We start from the raw sequence: 22,431 nt of genomic DNA on the forward strand, positions 1-22,431 counted from the left end.
GATTAGTGGAGCCTTGCGCGGAGCAGTTCCATTCGTGAAAACTGAAGCGGCTTAATCATTGTTTATCCTGATGGTTATGGTCGTCCCCGCGAGCCCATGATTGCTTCGGATGTTTGCGCGGCGCTCCCTGCGCCGATGGATGCTTCGAGGACGAGGCTTGAGAGCTATTCTTGTTCGGAGTGGTCTGAATCGGGCGCCCCACGATGGATTGTGACGCGGCGTAGCTGAAAAACCACATCCCCGCAATTACGGCGACGATTGACAATCCCGTGGTAATGCGCAGGAACTTAGAGCGCGTGATAAAGATCGAATAGACAAGCCCGCCCAGGAACGATGTCAATTCGAGAATAATGATCCAAACGGTCTTCTTGGATTTTGAGAACTCATCGGTAATGGCGCAGTCGATCAAGCAGTGCAGCGAATGTCCGAAGATAAAGACAAAAATGAAAGCGACCGCCAAATATGCAAGCGGCGTGGTGAAGATTTGCGTCATATCGGGTTAATCGCCACCTCGCCGGAACACCTGGATTTCTCGGTTCGTCGTAATGTAGACGTCGCCGTGAGCGCCAATAGCCATGGCGTTTGGCCGCTGGACGGGAAACGCGGCGATGCGCTTTCCGTTCCTGTCGTAGACTCGAACGCGGTTTGTTCCGTAGGTCGCCGGGTTCGGCCCCACTTCGTACACGTCTCGGACCGACTCCGCGACATAAAGGCGCCCGGATGTTTGATCCGTGGCGATCCCCACAATCGACCCCGCGATGTCGGGCGAAACGTGCTTTCCGACCCTCCCATGAACATCTATACGGACGATCACATCCTCGACCACTTCCCCGGACGCCGGCGGACCCGCGAGGCGCTTGCGCCGGGTATCCCATGTCGCCTCTGCCCAGTACCCTTGCCGATCCGCGCTGAGATGTGTCGCGCCGCTGGTCTGGAACGTTGGACCAATCGAACGGGGGCGCCGCAGCGCAGCCGAATAGCGGACGAGCCGTCGCCCCGTCGCCGCCGGCAGCACAAGGATAATTCCGCCGCCGGGAGCGCTCGCGGCGCCGAAGATCCCGGAGTTTTCGGAGAGACGCAGTTCATTTCGAAAATGACCGTCACGATCGAACCGCTCGACGCGCGGCGGGCCGGACATTTCCGGGCCGCCGCCGATCCCGGACGATTTCTCATGATAACCCGTGTCGGTGACATAAACGTCGCCCGCCCCATCCGCCACGACAAAGTTGGCGCTGAGCAGCTTCCCCGGTCCGCGTCCAAGCCCGCCGAAACGCCCGAGAAATCGACCGCGACCGTCGAACATGGAAACCGAGCTTCGATTGTGATCCGTCACATACACACGTCCCGTCGCCCGGTCGACCGCGATCCCCCACGGCTGGCCGAAACGGCCCTGACCAAACGCACGAACCCGTTGGCGCGCCGGCCGCGCCGACGCAGGGATCGTCCCCACAAGGCACAGTCCAATTCCAATAGTACATAAAGCCAGAATACGCCCCATGGTCTCACGTCTCACTCTCAAGGCTGACCTTCACGGCGGATCGCCGCCTCAATCAGCGCGGCAGTGGGGCCGAAGGGCGGCGCCGGCAGCCCGTGCCGCTGCTGGAGATACTCGGGGCTATTGTAACTGACCCAAACCACTCCCTCGGCGTCCTCCCAGACAAGCGCCTTCAGCGGCAAGTCGATCGCCAGCGACGGATACTCGACCATCAGCGGCGTTCCCGCCGCCGGATTGCCGAAGAGAACCAATTCCATCGGCCGCATCTCCAAACCGCTCTTGCGCGCGGCCTCCGCCTGATCAATCCGGGCGAAGATCTGCATCCCGTGAGATTGAAAGGCTTCGATGAGGCGGTCAGTGGTCATCGAAACAGAATCCGCGCTTTGTTTGTTTACTAGTCCATGATCATCGTTAGCAAGCATGTGCATATTTCTCCTGCGTCATGTATATTCCAATGTTCGTTTCAGACGCTCATCGGACTCCCAATGATCTGTGATTGTTTTGCGGACAAAGGATGCAATTTGTGCTTGAATTCCTTCATTGCCAAGCTCCGATCTGGTCGGGCCGAAATACTGAGGGCAGCGAATCCGAACTGAGATTGCCGCAGTATAACCAGGTCCGGCAAGATCTCGGTCGCGTCTCTCATTGAGATCGTTAATTTCCGCCATGACCTCCTGAAATCCTTGATGAAAACCTATGGCATGCGTCCCGCCGCCATAGGTAAAGTTCAGATTCGCGGCGGACATGATCGTCACGCCTGGCTCTCGGTGGAATTGCAGAGCAAAGTCAATCTCTATGGCGTCGCCATTCGTGTCTTGTTGCGTAGATTGACCGCGAATGGTCTTTCCCTCCGGAGTGTAGGGCGCATTCAGATACGAAACAAGATGGGCAACGCCATGCTCGTGTTTGTATGTCTCCGGCTGTTTTCCGCGGACTTGATCGTGAAAATGATAGGCGGCTTCGCGCAGCAGCGGTCCGGTCGTTGCGAGAAATCGCTCCACATCGTCGGGCGAGATCTGAGATGCACCGAAGATCTCGGGATCCGGCATCCAATGAAATGTGATTTCATCGCAGTCAATCAGATCGAATGGGGATGATTGAGTGACAGGCGTCCCGCGCTCCCATCGAAATGAATGTTCGATCTTTCCACGCTTGACAGAAATCGTAAGCCACTGGGAGAGACTATTGACCAACGAAAGGCCGATGGTAGAATCTCCCAAACGATAGTCTTTTGTTTCCGGCCAGAGATTAAGATCTTGCGCCAGTGACTGAACCGATCTTGTTTGAGTGGTCGGCCGCGTTCTCATTTCGTCCGGACGAGCATTCCGTCCCGTCATGGAAATGGAATGGTCGGGGTGAAGGACAATGTCCAGATCGGAAAAGGCTCCGGAAAATACTTCATTGGCAAAATAGCAATGGACGATGGACAGCAAATGGAAGACGCCGCGATGATCTGTATAGCCAACATACATTAACGGCCGTCTCCGCACGTGTTCGATTGTCTCTCGATAGTCGGGTTTACTCATAATGTCTTGTTTATCCGAGACCTTTCCGATGTCTCGGAGCTTCCGACGCCTTCGAGACGTTGCAGGCATTCGGTGAAGTTCGCGGCGTACGGCTCAAAATAGTTCATTTCGTGAAGATAGATGACGACGGAGGGCTCGGTTACGTCGCCGCTAAAGTCAAAGCAAAGACAGTCGCCGTGCAGCGTCTCGGCAAACATGACGCCGTCGATCTCGTTTGTTTCTTCATCCTCCGATCTCAATACGCCACGGCGATAATGGACGTAATCGAGATCGCTGGGCTCAAGCAATTGAACGGTGAAGCCTTCTTGTTCATCCACATGGAAGTACGATTTCGGCCCGTGCGCTGTGACAAACTCAAGATAGGAGCGCGGCGGGGCGGGGCGATTCGAAGCCTGGCCCGAGTAGATCGTCGCAAGGCTGCTGCGTTTACTCTCCGACGGCGGTTCCGTGCGCCGCCCCTGTTCGATCAGCAGCGCTCTCTTCTTGGCAATCCATTGCTGGTCCGCGGATGTTGGCTTGGTCTCCGATCCGCAGGTCGCCTCTACCAGACCTTTGAGCTTAAGCTGCTTTAGCAGATGATATAGTCTGGGTGAAATCAGCAGATGCCGATAAATCCAATCTTGCTCCGTCCAATCTTTCGACCACTCCCGAACGCTGGAGCTCCAATGCGCCGCCTTGAAAATCTCCGCGTCGCCGGAGACTGGAGCAAGCGTTTGGGAATAATCGTATTGTGAACCCCAATGCGCGGACTTTGGCTCGCCGCATGCGGAGCATCGTTCGATATCCGCCTTCGCTTGTCCGGTATCGATCCATCCATTGGGAACGGCTAAAAACCAGGAGGATTGCTCGCCAGTTTTGCGCAGGACCGTCGGATAAAAAGCGCATTGACCGGGAATGACGATTTCCAGAACGTCCTTGGCGCGCTGCCTGACGAGGAAATTGCCTAATTCGGCGGGGGCCAGGTCGTTTGGATTTTTCGTTCTGGCGTCAATCAAGCGATACGGCTGCGGTACGAAATCGATATCTGGGAAATGGCATCGCTCACATCGCTGCGGGAGAGGGTTGACGAGTACGCTGTTCCGCGAATCCATGCGCGTGTCGGAGCCCGTGAGGGAAAGATATGTCATTCGGCTTGTCCTGAAATCTCCGAAGAGTCGAATAGCAGCAAAGGCCCCGTGTCGGCCCGGCTTTCCTCGTACGCTCCGTGTGAATACTCCCCGATCACTCGCTTCCAGAACTGCTGGGCAGGCAGATTGTTCGCCTCCTGGGAGACGCTCCAGCGGCCATGGAATCTATCGAACAACTGGCGGGCCGCCGCGCGGCCAACGCCCGCGCGGCGATATTTTCGAAGGACGAAAAATTCGGCCATGCTGTATACCGCCGGCCCGGGCGGGGAATCGAGCGTCCGGACGAGGGCAAAGCCGGCCAAAGCGTCGCTAACGCGAATAAAGAAGGCGTATCGGCCTTCTTCCGTCCAGTAGTGGTCCAAATATCGGTAGCCGTAAAGCCCCTGGGCGTCGAGGTCACGGTGGTCGAACTCGCTGGCGTCGTACTCGTAAAGCTCTAGCAGGCGCCTCAGAACCGGCTTCATCGTGTAAGCGGCGGGGACGACTTGGATGTTCATCGTGTCTCGATTATTTGTAAATCATGACGACGCGGGCGGTGAAGCTTTTGCCGACGCCGTGGTCCACGCCGATGACATTGACGTGCGCGCCGATATCGATGCTGGTCTGCGTGGCGTCGGTTTTTCCGGTTTGCAGGCGCGTGGTCTTCGTGATGAGGATTTTCTTCTTGCGCGGCTTGTCGAACTCCTCCACCTCGCCGGTCGGATGCAAAATGGCGGTTGCGTCCATCTGCAAGGTAAGGTTGTCGTCGGATTTTCCGGTGATGACGCCCGTGAAGGCCCGCTCGCCGTCCTGAAGCGACGATCGGAGCGCGCTCAGCCGCTCCGGTTTGACGCGCTCCGTTTCCGTCTGCGCGCCCAGCGCGCGGATCGCCGTGACGATCTCCTGTTCGCTCATCGTGACGTGGCCGTCGGCGATACTCCCGTTTTGATCGATGATATACGTCGTGGGAATCCCCCAGACGTGATAATCGTCCATGATCGGACTGTACTTGTCGGAATCGCCGCTGGTGTCCAGGGCGTAGTTGAACGTATAGGGGTGCGAGCGGATCCACTTGCTGGCGTCGTCGGGCGAATCCTGCACGCAAAGAGCCAGCACGACGATGTCGGACTTGTACTGATCCAGAATGCTTTGCAGATGCGGCATCGCCGCGTTGCAGGGCGGACACCAGGACGCCCAGAAATCCAGCACGACGATCTTGCCGCGATAGTCGGCAAGGTGGACCTTCGCCCCCGTCCAGCCGGCCACCGTGAAGTCGGGGGCGAGAACGCCCGCCGGCAGCGGCGGCATTTCATCCCGTTTCGCCAATGTGGGCGCGACCGCCAGCAGCGTGAGCGCGAGCGCCGGTAAAAGGGCGCGCAAAGATCGGTTCATGAAGAAACTCCTGTCACGTCAAAGCAGGGGAGGGCGGGCGCGGACAGATGTCCGTCACTGTGATTTCACTATACAGGGCGGGCTGGGATCTGTCAACGGAGCCTTTCTTCCTGAAGTCGTCGAATGCCCTGCGTTATGCAGGCGTTTCGGGCTCCTGTGATCGTTCATATCCGCTTGAAATCTGGACGTCACACGTTTCCGCATCTTCCTCCATAAAGCGCAGGAGCCTATGGCCTTCGGCGGACAATTCTTCTTTCACTGCCTGAGGAAGCGGGGCGAACGGCTTGAGGATCAAGGTCGCCGAACGCTTTTTTCGCTCGGTGGTCCATGTGCCCGCGACATACCCGTCCACCAGGAACGTCGCCAGGACGCGCAGGTTCTTTGTGACGACGAGCGGGCGATATTCGTCGGCGATGACGCGCGATCGGTCGGCGTGAGCCAGTAAGGCGCTGTCAAATTCGGGGAGAAAGCGCGCCGGCGCGGCGTCGCCGGCTTCAGGGCGCGGGGCATTGGGAATGTCGAACAGCTCGCGCTTGCGCTCGTCACGGAAGGCTTGAAGCTGGTGGCGGAGCCTCTCAAAGATCGCCTTGGCGCCCTTGAGTCCGGACCAGGTTTGGAAATCCGCGACGGAGGCGGGGCCGAACGCCGCGAGGTAACGCAGGGCAAGATCGTCCTGCGCCTCGGCGGGAGAGGGATGAGCGCCGAGCCAGGTCTCCACGAGCGTGAACTGCGCCGCCGAAGGGTAGCCCCAGGGCGCGTCGGTCGGGGCCATAACCAGGGGAAGGTGCAGGCGGACGGCGTAGGCGAGCGCGCGTGTGTCGCATTCCGGGTCCGCCGCCGCGTAGGCATTGCGCAGATCGTCAAACGTGCTGGGCGCGTTCCCGAAGAACTCGCGCGCTCCGGCGAGAAGCGCCGCCATGTCCACGTCCGCCATCCGATCTTTCAGGACCGACTGCATGCCGCCGGTCAGGACCGGCTGGATCGCGGTGCGCCACTCCAGAAAGTCGCGGGCGCTCATCAAATGAATCGTCGCGCGCATCATCGTGGCCCGCACGGCCAAACGCGCGCGCAGCAGCGCATTCAGATCCTCGCGCGCAAACGACTCCAGGCGCGTCCACAGCCCCACATACGGCGGCTTCGCCTCCTGCGCCTGCAAAGCGGCCAGATGCTCGATCGCCGCCAGCGCCGTCGCCGGCTCCCGGCGCAGCAGCCACTGCCGGGCGAGCAGGGCGCGGTTCAGTTCCGTCTGAGTGATTGTGTCCGCCGGCATGCGCATTCCTTATTCTCTCACCGTTGGGTTTTCTGTATGGAAGCACAGAGTGGAGATCGAGGAATTAGACATCGGGCAGCCTTGTACCTGCCGGCCCCGGGATGTGGCTGATTTTTGTTACGCTCGCCTTCCTGCTTCAGCTATGGGACGGGAGCTGCAAAGTGGGTGTAACCAATTATTACGAATAATCGTAGGGGTGTGACTGTAAAAAATACTGTGATTGACGAAAGCTTTCATGGAATATTCGGTCGGGCAGGTGTTGCCACAAATGCGCGCTATGCTCCGCCGAAGTTCTGACAGCCCTTTTGCGATGCAGAGCAAAGTGATTGTCTGGCGGTAGACGGATTAGAAAAGGAAAGTGAACATGAATTCTCTCTTCACGAACAGCCTCAAAACCCTGGCGGCCGGCTTAGTCCTCGCCGCGTCGGCGCACTCAGCGCTGGCGACCGGCCTGGCTCACACCTATGTATCCGGCACGGGAAATGACAGCAACGCCGGCGACCGCACCACGCCGTGCGCCACGTTCCAGGCGGCGCTCGCCAACACGCTGCCGGGCGGCGTCATCACTGCGCTGGACGCCGGGGATTACGGGCCGGTGAATATTACCCAGGCCGTGACGATTGACGGTTCCGGGGTGCAGGCAAGCATCGTGATCTCCAGCAGTTCGGGCACAGGCATTACGGTCAATACCGCGTCTTCCGACACGATTATTCTGCGCCACCTCTCGATCACCGGCCTGCCCGGGACATACACCGGGATCATCGCCTACGCCGGGAATATGGTTATCGACGACTGCAAGATTTCCGGATTTCCAACTTATGGACTGAAAGTGGGCGGCGTCAGCACGGCGGTGGTGGATAACACGATCATTACCGGCAACTATGAGGGAATTCGGGCGAACAGCACGGGCATGGTGTCCCTGCGCAATGTCACGCTGCAAGGCAACCATAGCGCCCTGGAATGCGAAGGGGGACCGCTTGACATCAGTCATTCTCACATTACTCAGAACGTGACGATTGGCCTGTATGCCTTTGGCAGTACGCTGACTGCATCGGACTGCATGATTTCTGGAAATGGGACCGGGGTCTTTGCAGACACGAACTCAGTGATCCGTTTGATCGACAACGATATTCTCAACAACACCATTGGCATCGACACGACTGGCCCCGGCACAGTCTCCACATCCGGCAACAACCACAAGGCGGGCAATGGGACGCCGGGCGCTCCGACCCCCGGCAAAGCCATCGTCCAGCAATAAAGCAATCGTGGCGGAATACTCCCCGCTTTCACAAGGGAGCGAGGGATTGAAGGAACTGAGCATGAAAACCATTTTTACACACAGTCTCAAAACCCTGGCGGTCGGCTTGGCCGTCGCCGCGTCGGCGCACTCGGCGCTGGCGACCGGCCTGGCTCACACCTATGTGTCCGGCACGGGAAACGACAGCAACGCTGGCGACCGCACCACGCCGTGCGCCACGTTCCAGGCGGCGCTCGCCAATACGCTGCCGGGCGGCGTCATCACGGCGTTGGACGCTGGGGACTACGGGCCTATCACCATCAATCAGGCGGTGACCATTGATGGTTCTGGGGCGCAGGCAAGTATTGTGATCTCCGCCAATTCGGCCACGGCGATCACGATCAATGGCGCGTCTTCCGATACGATCATTCTGCGTCATCTCTCCATTACCGGCCTGCCCGGTACGTTTACCGGGGTCAAGGTCAACACTGGTAATCTGATTCTGGATGATTGCAAGATTTCCGGGTTCCAAAGTTACGGACTGAACATGACCGGCGCCGGAACGGCGGTGGTGGATGACACGATCATTACCGGCGAGTATGATGGTGTCAGCGCGAACAGCACAGGCACGATGTCCCTGCGCAATGTCACGCTGCAAGGCAACCAATATGCTTTGGACGCTGAAGGCGGACCGCTTGACATCAGTCATTCACATATTACTCAGAGCGCGTCTGTCGGCGTGTATGCCTACGCCAGCACGCTGACCATATCGGACTGCATGATTTCCGGAAGCGGGACTGGAGTCTTTGCAGACTCGGACTCAGTGATCCGTTTGATCGACAACGATATTCTCAACAACACCATTGGCATCGACACGACTGGCCCCGGCACAGTCTCCACATCCGGCAACAACCACAAGGCGGGCAATGGGACGCCGGGCGCTCCGACCCCCGGCAAAGCCATCGTCCAGCAATAAAGCAATCGTGGCGGAATACTCCCCGCTTTCACAAGGGAGCGAGGGATTGAAGGAACTGAGCATGAAAACCATTTTTACACACAGTCTCAAAACTCTGGCGGTCGGTTTGGCCCTCGCCGCGCCGGCGCACTCGGCGCTGGCGACCGGCTTGGCTCACACCTACGTGTCCGGCACGGGAAACGACAGCAACGCCGGCGACCGCACCACGCCGTGCGCCACGTTCCAGGCGGCTCTCGCCAATACGCTGCCGGGCGGCGTCATTACCGCGCTGGACGCCGGGGATTACGGGCCGGTGAATATTACCCAGGCCGTGACGATTGATGGCTCGGGGACGCAGGCAAGCATCGTCACTGAGTCGACAACGGCGATTTCGATCAACGCGGCGGCTTCGGATACCATTATCTTACGGGGCCTCGCCATTACCAATGTCCCCAATGGCGATCCCTGCAACGGCGTCGAACTGGATTCCGGGAATATGATTGTGGATGGGTGCAAAATCTCCGGTTATCTTGGCCCCTGTAATGGGATTTATGTCCATCACGATGGCAACACCGTAGTGATAAACACAAGCGTGACAGGATGCGGCGAGGGCGTCTTCAAAGACAGGCCCGGCGCGGGCTTGCTGTCTCTGCGGAACGTAACCCTGCAAGGCAACGGCCTCGGCCTGGATGCGGAAGGGACCCAAACGGACATTAGCCATTCGCAGATCACGCAGAACTCAGGCTATGGCGTGTACGCCTATCGGGGGACGCTGAGTGTTTCCGGCTGCATGATTTCGGGCAATGGCACAGGGGTCTATTCCGACGACGGCTCGGTTGTTCGCTTGATCAACAACGATATTCTGAACAATACGACGGGGATTTTCATTATCGACGCCAGCAATGGCGGAACCCCTGGCATTGTATCCTCCACGGGGAGCAACCGCAAGGCCGGAAACGCCACCCCGGGCGGCGTGTCGCCGGGCAAAGTCATCGTCCAGCAGTAAGCAGCGTACAGAAAACATCAAAGCAGGTCAGGGCCTCCTGGAAGTTTGGCGACTTTCAGAAGACTCCCTGACCTGCTTTTTTGCCGGAAGCAAATTAATTTGCCGCGCCGCCAGTGCGCATTCCCGTACCGACTGCCTGCCAGAATGTGGCGTCCTCGCGGCCAAGCGCCCACACCGACACGCCGCCCAGCTTCGTGGACGACGCCAGCTTCGCCTTTTGCTGGATGCTCGCGGGATCTTCATACCAGACGATATGGCTGTCGCCATTCACCGTATACGTAAAATTCGGGGAGCCGGACACGGCGTCGCGCTGCGGCGTGGCGTGATTCGACTGAACGACCGCGTTGATTCCGTTCCAGGGGATCGATGTCCCGGTCTTTTTTGTCAGGTTCCAATCGTAGCCATAGGCGGCGAGGCCCAGGCTGAGCTTGGACGGGGGCACGACGGAGACTGCGTAATGGGTAGCCTCCGTGACCCAATCGATGCTCGCCACCGGGCCGGGGGCGGACCAGGGACCGTGCTGGTCGTAGGCCATGAACTGGACGATATCCACGTCCTTGCCGATGCTGCTCAGGTTGAACGCGCCGTTCCAGGAATTCGTGGGGTCGTCCTTGGTCTGCGCGGGAACGGAGATAACTGTTTTGAATCCGGCCGCGCGCATGCTGGAGGAGACCTTGTGGACAAAGGCGCAGAACGCCGCGCGGTCCGTGTTCGGCACGCCTTCCAGATCGATGTTCACGCCTTTGAAATGGTTTGCCCGGAGCAGCGCGAGCGTGTCCGAAATCATCTGCGCCGTCGCCGCGGGGCTGGTGATGACGGCGTGGACGATCGCGGGTTCGAAGTCGGTTTTGCCGAAGTTCGAGAGGCAGGCGTAAGTGGCGATATGCAGGGACTTTGCCCGCGCCAGCGCCTTGATGGGAACGTCGCCGCTCACCGTTCCCGTACTGGAGAGCTTAAACGTATCCGCCGACATCTGATTGAACGACTTGGGATAGCTCACAAGCGAGTTGTCCGAGCCGCCGTCGGCGGTGTAATAGCCCAGGATCGCCGGCTTCGCCATGGCGGAGGGGGCGACGGCGGCAAGCAGCGCGCTGAGAGCCAGACTGACGCGAACAATATGGTTGATTTTCACGGCCAAAATCCTACTTTCACTATTCTTATAGAAGACTTGATATTATAGTATTAGATTTTGCTGTGATTGTCAAGACTTCTAGAATTATTGTTTCTGTCCATTTCCTTTCTCAGGATATGGAGAGGAGGTCTCGTGGAAATCGTCTTAGTTGGAGTCTGCGCTGTCCTCGCCGCGCTCTTTTTTTACTTGCAGATCATCATTGTTCGAGACGCTTTTAAAGAGAGCCTGTGGAAGGGTGTACTCAGCTTTTTCTTTTTTCCCTATTGGATGGCGTATGCGCTTTATGAGTTCAACCACAGAGATCGGGTCAAGATCTTTCTGATCGCCTCCGCTTGCGGAATTATCGGAGTGCCCGGGATGCTCTGGGTGCTAATAATATTCTTGACACGGGGTGGATAAGGTTATGGTGTGCTCATCGCCGCTTCAATGGCGATGCGAACGCCGGCGATCATCTGCTCTAGAGGCAGGGAGGGCTGGCCTTTGGCGGAGTTTTCCGTTGCTTGCGGGAGGTGGAGGAAGCCGGCCCGGCAGTCGATCTTGTGTGTTTCGATGTGGCGGAGGGTCTGGTAGAGGATGTGGTTGCAGAGAAAGCTCCCGGCGTAGCCGTGACGGCGGACGGGGAGGTGGGCGCGTTCTTCGATGGCGGCGCAGATGGGATCGATCGGGAGAGTGGAGAAGTAAGCGGCGGGGCCGTCTTCGGCGATGGGCGGCAGCGCTTTGGATCCGTCGGCGATGCGGTGGTTGACGGCGAACATCTCCACATCGATCGAGCCGATTCCGGCGCTCAGGCCGAGCGAGATCACGACGGACGGTTTCCACTCATCGATCGCGGCGAAGACGCGCCGGGTGTCTTCGCCGAACACGACCGGAAGCGTCAGGCTGACGACGCGCGCATTCCCGATGGTCTCTCCGTTCAGGCGTTCGGCGATGAGCTGAGAAGGGTTGACGGCGTTATCGTGAAACGGCTCGAAGCCTGTCAGCAATACTGTCCTCATGCGTCTGATCGAATTCCTCTAATTTTTGATAAAGACGGCCATGACCGCCATATCCGACATTTCGTTTTCTTCCAGCGACTTCAGGATCCGCTTCAAGTAGGGCGGGTTGTGCTCGATGGCCTTGGCGAAGGATTGGAATAGCTTGACGATCTGCGGCTCTCCGAAGGATGATTGATAGTAGCCGGACATGCCGACCAGAAGGCTGCGCAGCATGGCGAAGTGCGCGGCCATCAGCACGAATTCGCTATAAACGCTCTTTTCCTCGTAGTACACGCTCTTTTGCGGTCCGAATGGAAACAGCAGCTTGAAAACGTAATTCACGAGGTAGTTCTCGAAGATATGCTCGCGCTGGTCCATGAACGGCTTGTAATATTGCTCGTACGCGGCGGCGTAGCGGGCGGCGCCGTCGTCGATACTGGTGTCCGGAGTGTACCCGATCCCCTCCATGCACTCGTAATAGCAGTCGACAAACCGGGTGCTGACACTGTCCGAGAAGATCCGATGCTCCATCGACTGCGCCAGAAAGTTGAGCTGCACGGCGGGATGAACGCCGACGCCCGCCAGAGTCTCGTCAAATCCCCGCAGGGCAAGAAGATCCGTATAAGACTGCATCAGATCCGGAACGCCGTCGGTCGTCTGATCGATGATGTGCTGGTTCAATTGATCGCAGAACAGGCCCAGGACAATCAGGCGCTCCCACACGCGATACTCCCGATTTTGCAGCAGCGAGACGATAAACGCGCGAACCTCCCAGAAGTAGCGATAAGGCTTGGGCGCGTCGGCGAAGTCGTCCGAATTCAGGATTGGGAAATCCGTAAAGCGCTCGTCCTGATCCTCGGTGATCTGATCGAACTGCATCGGCTCGGGATTGAGGAGAACGACGCGCGCCGCTTCCGGGCAGGAAAGATAAAGGGAGCGCTCGACAACCCCATTGACCGTGCTCATGGCGCGCGGAAACATCGCGCAGGTGCGCGAGAGGGCGCGCTCACCTAAGATCTGCTGGATGGCGCAGAGACGCTCGTCGGTGAGAAACGGGCAGTGCCCGTCTTTCACCACCACCTGCGCGTAGGTGGCGTCACTAGTCGACTCGGGGTTCACCGCGATCCCCGTATCGATGATCGGCTTCAAGTCGGGGTGACTGCACTCCTGATACTTTCCATACGTCTCCTTGTCAATCACGACGCCCATGCCCGCGCAGCAGGTGTCCTCGCAATCGGAGCCGATACAGCGGAAATCGGCGAAATACCGAGGCTGAAGCAATTTGATGGATCGTCGCATTTCCCACTCCTTCGTGGCCGCCGCCGGCTTCCTTGCCGAAGCGCGCTACATCTTCAGCGTTTCAACAATCGAAACCGTTCCGAAAGTTCAGTATCAAAGACTGAGTTTCTGACGGTTCTAAGCGGTCGGCGCTTCGGCGGGGTCGACGAAGGCGTCGATCTGCGTGATCTCCATCTGGCTCAGCCGGAAATCGGCCGCGCCGATGATTCCCGCGATCTGGTTCGGGCGGCGCGCGCCGACGATGGCGGCGGTGACGACCGGGTCGCGCAGGGTCCAGGCGATGGCGATTTCGCCGGGCGTGCGTCCATGGTCGGAGCCGATCTCGCGCAGAAGCTCCACCAACTCCAGGTTGCTCGACAGCTTCGGCTCCTGGAAATTCTCATTACGGCTGCGCCAGTCGTCGGCTCCCAGTTTCTCCGCGCGCTCCTTGGTGAAGGAGCCGCTGAGCAGACCCGACTGCATGGGCGAGTAAACGAGGACGCCGATATTGTTCTCGGCGGCGTAGGGAAGGATCTCGTCCTCGATCTCGCGCGCCAGCAGCGAGTAGGGCGGCTGGAGCGAAGTGATGGGCGCGATCACCTGCGCGCGCTTCATCTGGGCGGCGCTGAAGTTGGAGACGCCGATCCAGCGGACCTTGCCTTCGGATTTCAATTCGGCCAGCGTCGTCCAGGCTTCCTCGATCTCTTCGTCGGGGCGCGGCCAGTGGATCTGGTACAGATCGATGGCGTCGGTTTGCAGCCGCTTTAAGCTGCCTTCGATTTCCCGTCGGATCGAATCGGCTTTCAGGCGGCTGGTCACTGCGCCTTGATCGTCCCAAACACGCGAGCACTTCGTAAAGACATAAGGCTTATTGGTGACGCCTTGCAGGGCTTTGGCGACGATCTCTTCCGAGTGGCCGAGGCCGTAAACGGCGGCGGTGTCGATCCAGTTGATCCCGGCGTCCAGCGCTGCGCGAATGGCGCCGACGGAATCCTGATCGTCCTGCTCGCCCCAGCCGAACGCCCAGCCCGCGCCGCCGATGGCCCAGGCGCCGAAACCGATGGGCGTGATCTCTAAGTCGCTGTTTCCCAGCCGACGTGTCTGCATTCGCGTTCTCTCCTTGTGTGCTCTCTCGCTCCATGGTACCCAGAACTCAGCGCGGCGCGTTCAGGGATCGTGGTTTTGGGTATGATGCGCTCATGCAGACTCAACAGCTTTCTCTCGTCCACCTGGTTCGTCCGGCGATGCAGGCGTCCGGCGACGGCCTTGCGCCGCCGCTATTGGTCCTCGTTCACGGCTATGGCAGCAATGAACAGGATCTGATGGCGCTCGCCGGCTATTTCGACCCACGCTTTCTGATCGTCAGCGTCCGCGCGCCGCGCACGCTGGGGCAGGGGAGTTACGCCTGGTTCGATCTGGAGTTTTCGCCGGAAGGGATCAAAGCGGATCCGGAGCAGATGGCCGAGGGCCTGAGCATGCTGACCGCCTTTCTGAAAGAACTGCCGGACGCCTACGCGCACGATCCCAATCGCGTTCTGATCGGCGGCTTCAGCCAGGGCGCGATCCTGAGCATCGGGGTGCTGCTCCACCAGCCCCAGTCCGTCGGCGGCGTCATCGCTCTGAGCGGACGCCTTTGGCCGGGCGGCCTCGAGATCGCCGACCGAGGAGCCCTCGCCGGCAAGCCCATCCTGGTAACACACGGGATCTACGACACTGTCCTGCCCATCGCCAACGGGCGCGAGATCCAGAGCGCCCTTTCTCAGCTTCCCGTCGAATTGACGTATCGCGAATATCCCATGGCGCACGAAATCAACCAGGACGCCCTGCGCGACGTGCTGGCGTGGCTGGGAACATGGATGAGACAGTAACGCTCGATGACAAAACAGCCCGCGCGTTCCAATCCAGGAACGCGTGGGCTGTTTTTATGGAAGAATTCCGTCGGCTTAGATCAAGCTGAACGTCATCGTCGCCGAGTTGGAGCCAAAGCCATTGTCCATCGCGCCGGTTCCCGTGGCGCGCTCCGTCGGCGAATTCGCCTGCGGATCGGTGGCGTTCACCGCATTCTGTCCGCTGGAGACGCGCGTGGGCAGAAGGAACTTCGCATGGCCGTCGGCGGCGATATAATTCGCGCCGCCGGTGTGGACGGGCGGCAGGCTGGTAAAGTGGCGGCTCGGATACACGCCGGTGACGTAAGTGGCGTCGGCGGTTTGATTCGAGAGCGGCGTGCCAAATCCGAGGCCGACGCCGGATTTGATTTCATTGGGGTCCGTGAGGACAACCTCGTTATTGTTGTTGATTTCGAAACACATCAAGGTCGAAGCCGGCGCGGACATCGTCGCAATCGACTGCGTGATCATGTCCTTGTTGAAGCCGTAGGAAACGACCGAGGCGTTTGGGATCGTGGTGGACGGCGATGTCGGATCGTCGGGACACTTGAAGGCGCCGGTGCTCTTGACGTACTGATACACTTTGCCGGCCCAGCCGGGATAAACCTTGTTATCCGTGGCCGGGAGGCCGGGATAATTCATGTTGTATCCCGGAAATGTTTCGTCATTATCCTGGACATATTGCATCATCGCCAGACCCAGCTGCTTTTCATTGGAGAGGCAGCTGATCTGACGCGCCTTCTCACGCGCCTTCGCGAAGACGGGGAAAAGGATGGCGGCGAGAATCGCGATAATGGCTATGACGACGAGCAGTTCAATCAAGGTAAAACCTTGAGCGGATTGGCGGCGTGACTTCATGAAATTCCTCTTTCCGTGGGCGCGGCGCGCTCCCCAATGCGCCTTTGGCTGAGCCATATTTTGGGGGAGCGGAAACGTTTGGTCTCTCTCTGCAACCATAGAGAGATTATTCGTAAAAATGTTTCGGCTTTCTATTAGACCACATTTTCAATTTTTTGTTCACTCCTAAATTTACCGGAGTTTTCATAAATCCCCAGGAAATTTCGCCTGTGAATTTTCTTTCGGGAAATACCGACAATCAAATGGAAATTCCATTGCAAAAGCAGGGAGACGGTCGATCTTGAATGTTCTAATAGCGGAAGATGACGGTGTATCGGCGATGGTGCTGCGCAAAGCCCTGGAGAAGCGCGAGCACTACGTCGCGCACGCCGAGGATGGCGAACAGGCCTGGCGGCTTCTCCGGGAGCAGCCGTTTGATCTCGTGATCTCCGACTGGATGATGCCGGCGATGGACGGGCTGGAGCTCTGCCGGCGAATCCGTCAGAGGGACGCGTCCGAATACACCTACGTTCTGATGCTGACGGCCAAGGGACTGCGGGAGGATCGTCTGGAGGGGCTAGGGGCCGGCGCCGACGACTTCCTGATCAAGCCCCTGGACCACGCCGAGCTTGGCGCGCGTCTCAACACCGCCGAACGTGTCCTGAAAATGCAGTCCGACTTGCAGCTGCGCACTCAGGAGACAAAAGAAGCGCTTCAGATGCAGGAGGCGGCGAATTGGCGTTTCGCGGAACTGTATATGGGGCTGCCCGTGGCCTGTATCGCTTTTGATATCCATGGCCGGATCCGCGAGTGGAATCGCGCCAGTGAAGTCCTGTTTGGCGCGTCGGCGGGACAGATGTTCGAGCGCCCCGTGTGGGAGGCGTTGCACACCGCCGATTGCTGGGACGACCAGGAGGCGCTGGTGCGCGGTATCGTCGCCGGCGACTGCGTGGAGAACGATGAGTGGATCTTTCGCCACCCCGAGCACGGCGACAGGTATCTGACACGCCGCCTCTTCCCGCTGCGCAGTATCGGCGGCGAGATCGTGGGGGGAATCGGGATCCATCAGGATATTACGCAGCGCAAGCATGCGGAGCGTCAAGTGGAAGAGCAGATGCAGCGCATCCACGTCTACGCCACGGAGCTGGAAACCCGCACGGCGTTGCTGGAGGCGGCGAACGCGCGGCTCCAGGCGCTGGCGACGACGGACGGGTTGACGGGCATCTACAACCATCGCGCCTTTCAGGAGCGATTGACGGTCGAAGTGCAGCGCGCCCATCGTTATAACACCGAGCTGTCGCTGGTGCTTCTGGACGTCGACCACTTCAAAAGCTATAACGACACCTTCGGCCATCCGGCCGGTGATCGGGTTCTGGCGCGCGTCGCCGGCTCGCTGATGGGATCGGTGCGCGTCATGGACTTTGTCGCCCGTTACGGCGGCGAGGAGTTCGCGGTGATCCTGCCCGAGACCGGCGGCATGGGCGCGCGCCTGGCCGCGGAGCGCTTCCGCGCCGCGCTCACCGCGCAGCCATGGCCGAAGCGCCCCGTAACCGCCAGCTACGGCGTCGGAAGACTCCAGCCCGGCATGGACGCCGCCGAGCTCATCGCTTCCGCCGACAGGGCGCTCTATGGAGCGAAAAAAGCGGGCCGAGACTGTGTCGTCGTGTTCGGTGAAGAGACCGCCGGAGCCGCGAGCGAGTAGCCCGCGGCGGCGTTATTTCAAATTCGATTGCAGGATCGCCAGCCGCCACGGGATCTGTCCGTAATCCTTCGCGTATCCCTCGGCGTCGACGCCCTGGATCAGCATGCGCAGGCCCAGCGGATCAACCTCCAGATGCTGGTCGATTCCGTCTCGGAACAGCTCGCCGTGGCTGATGCTTTCCGTCCATTGACCGGCGGGCTGGGCGACATTATTCTGCGACGCAAAGGGTTTGTCCCATGTCGCCGCCACCGGCGTCCACTCCCCGTCCAGCGTTTTGGCCGAATAGGCTTTGTAATATCGTTTCCCCGGGCCGAGCGCCTCAATCACGGTAAGGTACTGGTCCGTCCCCTTGACCTTATACGTGTGGCCCGCCTCGAAGATATCCCCTTTGATCGTCAGCACAGGCTCGCTCCAGCCGCGCGGGAAGTCCGCGAGCCTGGTTTGCGCCCGGTACATCTCGCCATTGTCGCGGGTGAAGAAGAGATACGCATTGGCGTCGTCGCAGATGATCCAGAAGTCGATCCAGGAGCCGGCGAACTTCACGGCGGCGGCGCTCGCCGAATCGTAGAGCGGTTCGGGTTTGGTCCATCCGCGCCAATTGCCCACATCGCTGTTCGTGGACAGCGCCGGAACGCGATTGGCGTCAACCTTGGAGCCGGGCGAATATTGATAAAGGAGACACCATTTCTTCTGCGGCGCGAAGTAGAACACTTCGGGGGCGCAGAAGTAATCGTCCGTGATCGGCAGCAGGCGGCGTTCGCCGGCGCCGACATCGCTCCAGTCCTTGAAGGTCAGATATTCGATCTGCTGCGGCCGGTTCTTGCCGCGCACCGTGCAGAACACATGCCACCGGCCTTTTGCCCAAACAAACGACGGGTCCTTGATGGAGTAGAAGTGATCGCCGCCCTGATCCAGCGGTCCCGCCAGCGGCTCGGTCGCGGTCCACGAAAGATCGCCCGCCATGAGCTTTTGGATCGCCCGATCGCGCGCCTCGGGATCGGCGCTCGCCCGCCGCGCGCCTGCGATTGTCAGCGCCAGCGCGGCGCCCAGTCCCGCGGCTATCCATGGTGAAAATTTCACATCCCTCTCCTGTTCCCCATCGAAACGATGACCCGCCGACAATTACGTCGCCCTCCATTTGTATTCCTGCCGCGAAGTCGTTCCCCGAAAAACAAATTTTCCGTGGCGGTCTGTCTCGCCGCTGAGATCGGACGTGCAGGAAGTCATGAGAACGGCGGCGAACGGGAGGTTATGATGAAACTTGGCGTAACCACTCTGGGATGTCCGAATTGGACCATGGATGAAATCCTGACAAATGTGAAGGCGTACGGCTACGACGGCGTGGAGCTGCGCGGGATCGGGCCGGACCTGGACCTGACGAAATCTCCGCACTTTGCGACGGACGCCGAGACCGCGCGGACCCGGCGGCGCTTCGCCGACGCGGGCCTCGAAATCTCGGCGCTCGATTCCTCGGTCGTTCTGGCGCAGGCCGAATCTGCCCAGCGCGACGCCGCCTTGCAGCATGGCCGCGAGACCATCGATCTGGCCGCTCGCCTCGGCGTTCCATACGTGCGCGTCTTCGGCGGCGGCGACGCTATGCGCCACGATGACGCCGAAGACCTCGTCGCCGCCGGCCTCGCCGAGCTTGGCGAATACGCTCTGGGCACAGGCGCGGACATCTCCGTCCTGCTCGAAACCCACGACGCCTTCAGCACCGGCGCCCAGGTCGCCGCCGCCGTCGCGCGCGCCGCTCACCCCCGCGCCGCCGCCCTCTGGGACCTGCACCACCCCGCGCGCCACGGCGAAGCCCCCGCCGAATCCTACCACGCCCTCGCGCCCTACACCCGCTCCACCCATGTGAAAGACAGCATCGCCGGCGGAACCTACTGCCTGTGCGGCGACGGCGATATCCCCCTGCGCGAAATGATCGCCCTGCTGCGCGCCGGCGGCTACGACGGATATGTGACATTGGAGTGGGAGAAGCGCTGGATCCCGGAGCTGCTGGAGCCCGAAGTGGCGTTTCCGCAGTACGCGAAGGTGCTGCGGGAGTGGCTGGGGGAGTAATCCCTATTCCCCCACTCGCTTAGGCTCGTCTCCCCTTTTTCCCAACAAGCTGCTTCGCAGGGTAAAAGGGGTGCTGATAACTACCGTCCATTCACTCGTCACAAGGCCGTGAGGATGATTAGGCTTATTGGAGTTCGTTAGTTTTGTGAAGGGTTTGTATGAATCCAGAAGATCCTCGAATTGCTCGTGGGGAGCATGCATTAGTAAAGCGTGAGTTGGCGCGAGAATTTCGACGTGATCCGACGCCGACGGAGCGAAAGCTCTGGATGCATTTGCGTGGCAGCCGTCTTCAGGGCCTGCACTTTCGTCAGCAGCAGGTCATTGACGGCTTCATTGTAGACTTCTTCTGCCATTCTGCAAATCTTGTGGTGGAAGTTGACGGAGGCGTGCATCTGAACCAGCAAGAATACGATCAAGAGCGAGACGCCGTCCTCGTTGCTCGCGGTCTCCATATCCTGCGGGTTCCTGCGTCTGACGTAGAAAGCCGCATCTACGACGTTCTCACCAGAATCAAACAGGCGGCTGCGCAGATGCTACCCAGTCCCCAAACCGAATCATAACCTAATTTCCTCACGGCTCGTGACGAGTGAATGGACGGCAGTGATCAGCACCCCTTTTACTCTGCGAAGCAGCTTGTTGGGAAAAAGGGGAAAGCGCTTTAGCGCCGGGGGAATAGGGACTACCGCCGCATCTTCGTAAACCACCCGGGCGAGAATGACGCCGGGCGCGCTGAGTATGTGGTCTCACCCGGAAGGGCGATAGCGCTGAGGAAGCCGCCCATGCCGCAGCCGGTGTCGATCCCGATGTAGCCTTTGGTCAGGGCGTGCGTGACTTTGGGCATCGGCGTGTGTCCGCGAATGACGGTCTGCGTCCAAACGCGTCTTTCGACTCCGGTCACGCGCTCCCAGCGCCAGCGCGTGGGAACCTGCCGCTCTAAAGGCTGGGCCAAATCCCATCCGGCGTGGGTGAAGATGTAATCGTCAGTGATGTAAAACGGCAGCGTCCAGCTCTCCGCTTGAAAGTAGAAACGGGCGTGCGATTCCGGGAGGGATGTGGGATCACCGGGCCGGATCGGGTATCCCGCCGCCTCATAGGAATCCAAAGTCGTTTGGCCGCCCATGCCGGTCATCACGCTCATGTCCCCCGACTCCAGAAAGAACATCATCGCTTCTTCGTGGTTGCCCTGGAGGCAGATCTTGCGGCAGCGGTCGAATTGAAGGACTTGTTCGACGCAGTCGAAGGGGTTTCGGCCCTGACGGTTGATCAGGTCGCCGAGGAAGATCACAAGGTCGGTGGGCTGGAGGGGGAGTTTGGCGAGAAGAGTTCGGAGGGCGTCGGATTCGCCGTGGACGTCGCCGATGGCGTAGATCATGGGGTAGGAGGCCCTCATCCCCCGGCCCCTTCTCCCAATTCTGGGAGAAGGGGAGCAAGAGTTTTGTTTTTGTTAGGATCAAAAATCCTAAGCTGAAATCTCAATGTAATCCGACTCCCCCTCTCCCAGAATTGGGAGAGGGGGCTGGGGGTGAGGGCCGCGTTCTTACTTCTTGCTCAGAGCCAGTTCGCGGACGCTGTCCAGTTGGCCGGCGGAGCCGAGGGCTTCGGAGCGGCTGACGATGAACTTGGCGTACTCGGGGATGAAGATCTTGCCCGAGCTGCGAAGGTCGAAGTCTTCGGGCTTCGCCAGGAAGAACTCGCGCAGAACGCGGGTCCAGACGAGGCGGCCGTCGGTGTCGATGTTGACCTTGCAGACGCCCAGCTTCGCGGCGGGCAGGTACTGCTTGATGTCGACGCCCTTGGCGCCTTCCTTCAGCTTACCGCCGGCGGCGTTGATGCGCGCGACTTCGTCTTCCGGGACCGAGCTGGAGCCGTGCATGACGAGCGGGACGCCGGGGAGCTGCTTCTGGATCTCGCCGACCACGTCGAAGTGGATGCCCTGGCCGCCGGTGAACTTGTAGGCGCCGTGCGAGGTGCCGATGGCGCAGGCCAGGCTGTCGCAGCCGGTCTGCTCGACGAAGATCTTCGCTTCGTCGGGATCGGTCAGGTGCGCGTTCTTCTCATCGACCTGGATGTCTTCCTCGACGCCGCCCAGCTGGCCGAGCTCGGCCTCGACGCTGATGCCCTTGGCGTGGGCGCGCTCGACGACGCGCTTGGTGATGGCGACGTTCTCTTCGAACGGATCGTGGGACGCGTCGATCATGACCGAGGAGTAGAACCCGCTGTCGATACAGTCGTAACAGGTCTGCTCATCGCCATGGTCGAGGTGGACCGCGAAGACGGCTTCCGGGAAGATCTCGTCGCAGGCCCGGATGATGCCTTCGAGCATTCGCTTGTCGGTATAAGCGCGGGCGCCTTTCGAGATCTGAATGATGAAGGGGGACTTGGCGTCGATGTTGCCCTTGAAAAGGCCCATCGCCTGTTCCGCATTGTTGATGTTGTAGGCGCCGACGGCATACTTCCCATACGCATGCTCGAAAAGCAGCTTCGTGGTGACGATCATTTTCCCGATATCTCCTCATAGACGGCCGCAAAACGGCGCGTGTGAAATGCAGTAATTCGCCCAAGATTATACCT

The 22,431-nt window shown here is 59.6% G+C and carries 23 protein-coding genes; 7 read left to right on the forward strand and 16 right to left on the reverse strand.

Annotated elements, in window-relative coordinates; translation table 11 throughout:
• Nucleotides 1-55 precede the first annotated feature (55 nt).
• The 8 genes from D5261_RS10670 to D5261_RS10705 form a co-directional block, all read right to left on the reverse strand.
• Nucleotides 56-493: a hypothetical protein gene (locus tag D5261_RS10670; RefSeq protein ID WP_119323660.1), complete on the reverse strand. Its 438-nt coding sequence runs from the start codon at nucleotides 491-493 to the stop codon at nucleotides 56-58.
• 6 nt (nucleotides 494-499) lie between these two features.
• On the reverse strand, nucleotides 500-1,450 hold the full coding sequence (locus tag D5261_RS10675; protein WP_165864490.1) for an NHL repeat-containing protein: 951 nt from the start codon (nucleotides 1,448-1,450) through the stop codon (nucleotides 500-502).
• Between the two features lie 65 nt (nucleotides 1,451-1,515).
• Nucleotides 1,516-1,923 carry a DUF302 domain-containing protein gene (locus D5261_RS10680; RefSeq protein WP_494400703.1) on the reverse strand — a complete coding sequence of 136 codons (408 nt, stop codon included), beginning with the start codon at nucleotides 1,921-1,923 and terminating at the stop codon, nucleotides 1,516-1,518.
• 12 nt (nucleotides 1,924-1,935) lie between these two features.
• Nucleotides 1,936-2,967, reverse strand: coding sequence for a DNA topoisomerase IV subunit B family protein (locus D5261_RS10685; RefSeq protein ID WP_165864489.1), 1,032 nt, complete (start codon nucleotides 2,965-2,967; stop codon nucleotides 1,936-1,938).
• Nucleotides 2,968-3,017: 50 nt separating this feature from the next.
• A complete protein-coding gene (locus D5261_RS10690; protein WP_125206215.1) occupies nucleotides 3,018-4,148 on the reverse strand; it encodes an SMI1/KNR4 family protein in 1,131 nt (376 codons plus the stop codon).
• Nucleotides 4,145-4,645: a GNAT family N-acetyltransferase gene (locus D5261_RS10695; protein WP_174721493.1), complete on the reverse strand. Its 501-nt coding sequence runs from the start codon at nucleotides 4,643-4,645 to the stop codon at nucleotides 4,145-4,147. Before D5261_RS10695 ends, D5261_RS10690 begins: the two co-directional genes overlap by 4 nt.
• 10 nt (nucleotides 4,646-4,655) lie before the next feature.
• Nucleotides 4,656-5,519 carry a TlpA family protein disulfide reductase gene (locus D5261_RS10700; RefSeq protein ID WP_119323655.1) on the reverse strand — a complete coding sequence of 288 codons (864 nt, stop codon included), beginning with the start codon at nucleotides 5,517-5,519 and terminating at the stop codon, nucleotides 4,656-4,658.
• A 133-nt stretch (nucleotides 5,520-5,652) separates the two neighbouring features.
• A complete protein-coding gene (locus D5261_RS10705) occupies nucleotides 5,653-6,789 on the reverse strand; it encodes a winged helix DNA-binding domain-containing protein (RefSeq protein ID WP_119323791.1) in 1,137 nt (378 codons plus the stop codon).
• 364 nt (nucleotides 6,790-7,153) lie between these two features.
• On the opposite strand from D5261_RS10705, the gene D5261_RS10710 reads away from it, so the two are divergent.
• The 3 genes from D5261_RS10710 (at nucleotide 7,154) to D5261_RS10720 (ending at nucleotide 9,987) form a co-directional block, all read left to right on the forward strand.
• Entirely contained in the window at nucleotides 7,154-8,047 is an 894-nt protein-coding gene (locus tag D5261_RS10710) for a right-handed parallel beta-helix repeat-containing protein (protein ID WP_301002466.1), read from the forward strand.
• 61 nt (nucleotides 8,048-8,108) lie between these two features.
• Complete coding sequence (locus D5261_RS10715) at nucleotides 8,109-9,002, forward strand: right-handed parallel beta-helix repeat-containing protein (RefSeq protein ID WP_125206197.1); 894 nt, start codon at nucleotides 8,109-8,111, stop codon at nucleotides 9,000-9,002.
• Nucleotides 9,003-9,063: 61 nt separating this feature from the next.
• Nucleotides 9,064-9,987 (forward strand): right-handed parallel beta-helix repeat-containing protein, encoded by a 924-nt coding sequence (locus D5261_RS10720; protein ID WP_165864475.1) that lies wholly within the window; start codon nucleotides 9,064-9,066, stop codon nucleotides 9,985-9,987.
• A 94-nt stretch (nucleotides 9,988-10,081) separates the two neighbouring features.
• On the opposite strand, the gene D5261_RS10725 is transcribed toward D5261_RS10720, so the two are convergent.
• The 4 genes from D5261_RS10725 to D5261_RS10740 all read right to left on the reverse strand — a co-directional run bounded on the left by D5261_RS10725 (nucleotide 10,082) and on the right by D5261_RS10740 (nucleotide 14,478).
• Nucleotides 10,082-11,119 carry a glycosyl hydrolase family 18 protein gene (locus D5261_RS10725; protein ID WP_125206198.1) on the reverse strand — a complete coding sequence of 346 codons (1,038 nt, stop codon included), beginning with the start codon at nucleotides 11,117-11,119 and terminating at the stop codon, nucleotides 10,082-10,084.
• Nucleotides 11,120-11,520: 401 nt separating this feature from the next.
• Entirely contained in the window at nucleotides 11,521-12,114 is a 594-nt protein-coding gene (locus D5261_RS10730; protein WP_119323503.1) for a pyroglutamyl-peptidase I, read from the reverse strand.
• An 18-nt stretch (nucleotides 12,115-12,132) separates the two neighbouring features.
• On the reverse strand, nucleotides 12,133-13,392 hold the full coding sequence (gene fliB / locus D5261_RS10735; protein WP_119323504.1) for a flagellin lysine-N-methylase: 1,260 nt from the start codon (nucleotides 13,390-13,392) through the stop codon (nucleotides 12,133-12,135).
• A 117-nt stretch (nucleotides 13,393-13,509) separates the two neighbouring features.
• On the reverse strand, nucleotides 13,510-14,478 hold the full coding sequence (locus D5261_RS10740; protein ID WP_119323505.1) for an aldo/keto reductase: 969 nt from the start codon (nucleotides 14,476-14,478) through the stop codon (nucleotides 13,510-13,512).
• A gap of 92 nt (nucleotides 14,479-14,570) precedes the next feature.
• On the opposite strand from D5261_RS10740, the gene D5261_RS10745 reads away from it, so the two are divergent.
• Nucleotides 14,571-15,239: an alpha/beta hydrolase gene (locus D5261_RS10745; protein WP_119323506.1), complete on the forward strand. Its 669-nt coding sequence runs from the start codon at nucleotides 14,571-14,573 to the stop codon at nucleotides 15,237-15,239.
• A 75-nt stretch (nucleotides 15,240-15,314) separates the two neighbouring features.
• Here D5261_RS10745 and D5261_RS10750 read toward each other — a convergent pair whose 3' ends face one another.
• A complete protein-coding gene (locus D5261_RS10750) occupies nucleotides 15,315-16,115 on the reverse strand; it encodes a type II secretion system protein (protein ID WP_119323507.1) in 801 nt (266 codons plus the stop codon).
• 280 nt (nucleotides 16,116-16,395) lie between these two features.
• Between D5261_RS10750 and D5261_RS10755 the strand changes: the two genes are divergently transcribed.
• Nucleotides 16,396-17,796 carry a diguanylate cyclase gene (locus D5261_RS10755; protein WP_125206199.1) on the forward strand — a complete coding sequence of 467 codons (1,401 nt, stop codon included), beginning with the start codon at nucleotides 16,396-16,398 and terminating at the stop codon, nucleotides 17,794-17,796.
• Between the two features lie 12 nt (nucleotides 17,797-17,808).
• Here the strand turns inward: D5261_RS10755 and D5261_RS10760 are convergent, their stop codons facing one another.
• Nucleotides 17,809-18,876, reverse strand: a complete 1,068-nt coding sequence (locus tag D5261_RS10760; protein ID WP_119323509.1) for a glycoside hydrolase family 62 protein — start codon at nucleotides 18,874-18,876, stop codon at nucleotides 17,809-17,811.
• Nucleotides 18,877-19,047: 171 nt separating this feature from the next.
• Between D5261_RS10760 and D5261_RS10765 the strand changes: the two genes are divergently transcribed.
• Nucleotides 19,048-19,860 carry a sugar phosphate isomerase/epimerase family protein gene (locus tag D5261_RS10765; RefSeq protein ID WP_165864476.1) on the forward strand — a complete coding sequence of 271 codons (813 nt, stop codon included), beginning with the start codon at nucleotides 19,048-19,050 and terminating at the stop codon, nucleotides 19,858-19,860.
• A 266-nt stretch (nucleotides 19,861-20,126) separates the two neighbouring features.
• Nucleotides 20,127-20,420 carry an endonuclease domain-containing protein gene (locus tag D5261_RS33415; RefSeq protein ID WP_354673126.1) on the forward strand — a complete coding sequence of 98 codons (294 nt, stop codon included), beginning with the start codon at nucleotides 20,127-20,129 and terminating at the stop codon, nucleotides 20,418-20,420.
• Between the two features lie 119 nt (nucleotides 20,421-20,539).
• On the opposite strand, the gene D5261_RS10775 is transcribed toward D5261_RS33415, so the two are convergent.
• Nucleotides 20,540-21,250, reverse strand: a complete 711-nt coding sequence (locus D5261_RS10775; protein WP_119323512.1) for a metallophosphoesterase — start codon at nucleotides 21,248-21,250, stop codon at nucleotides 20,540-20,542.
• 147 nt (nucleotides 21,251-21,397) lie between these two features.
• Nucleotides 21,398-22,357 (reverse strand): class II fructose-bisphosphate aldolase, encoded by a 960-nt coding sequence (locus D5261_RS10780; RefSeq protein ID WP_119323513.1) that lies wholly within the window; start codon nucleotides 22,355-22,357, stop codon nucleotides 21,398-21,400.
• Nucleotides 22,358-22,431: the final 74 nt, after the last annotated feature.

This window comes from Capsulimonas corticalis (assembly GCF_003574315.2).
Classification (GTDB): Bacteria; Armatimonadota; Armatimonadia; order Armatimonadales; family Capsulimonadaceae; genus Capsulimonas; species Capsulimonas corticalis.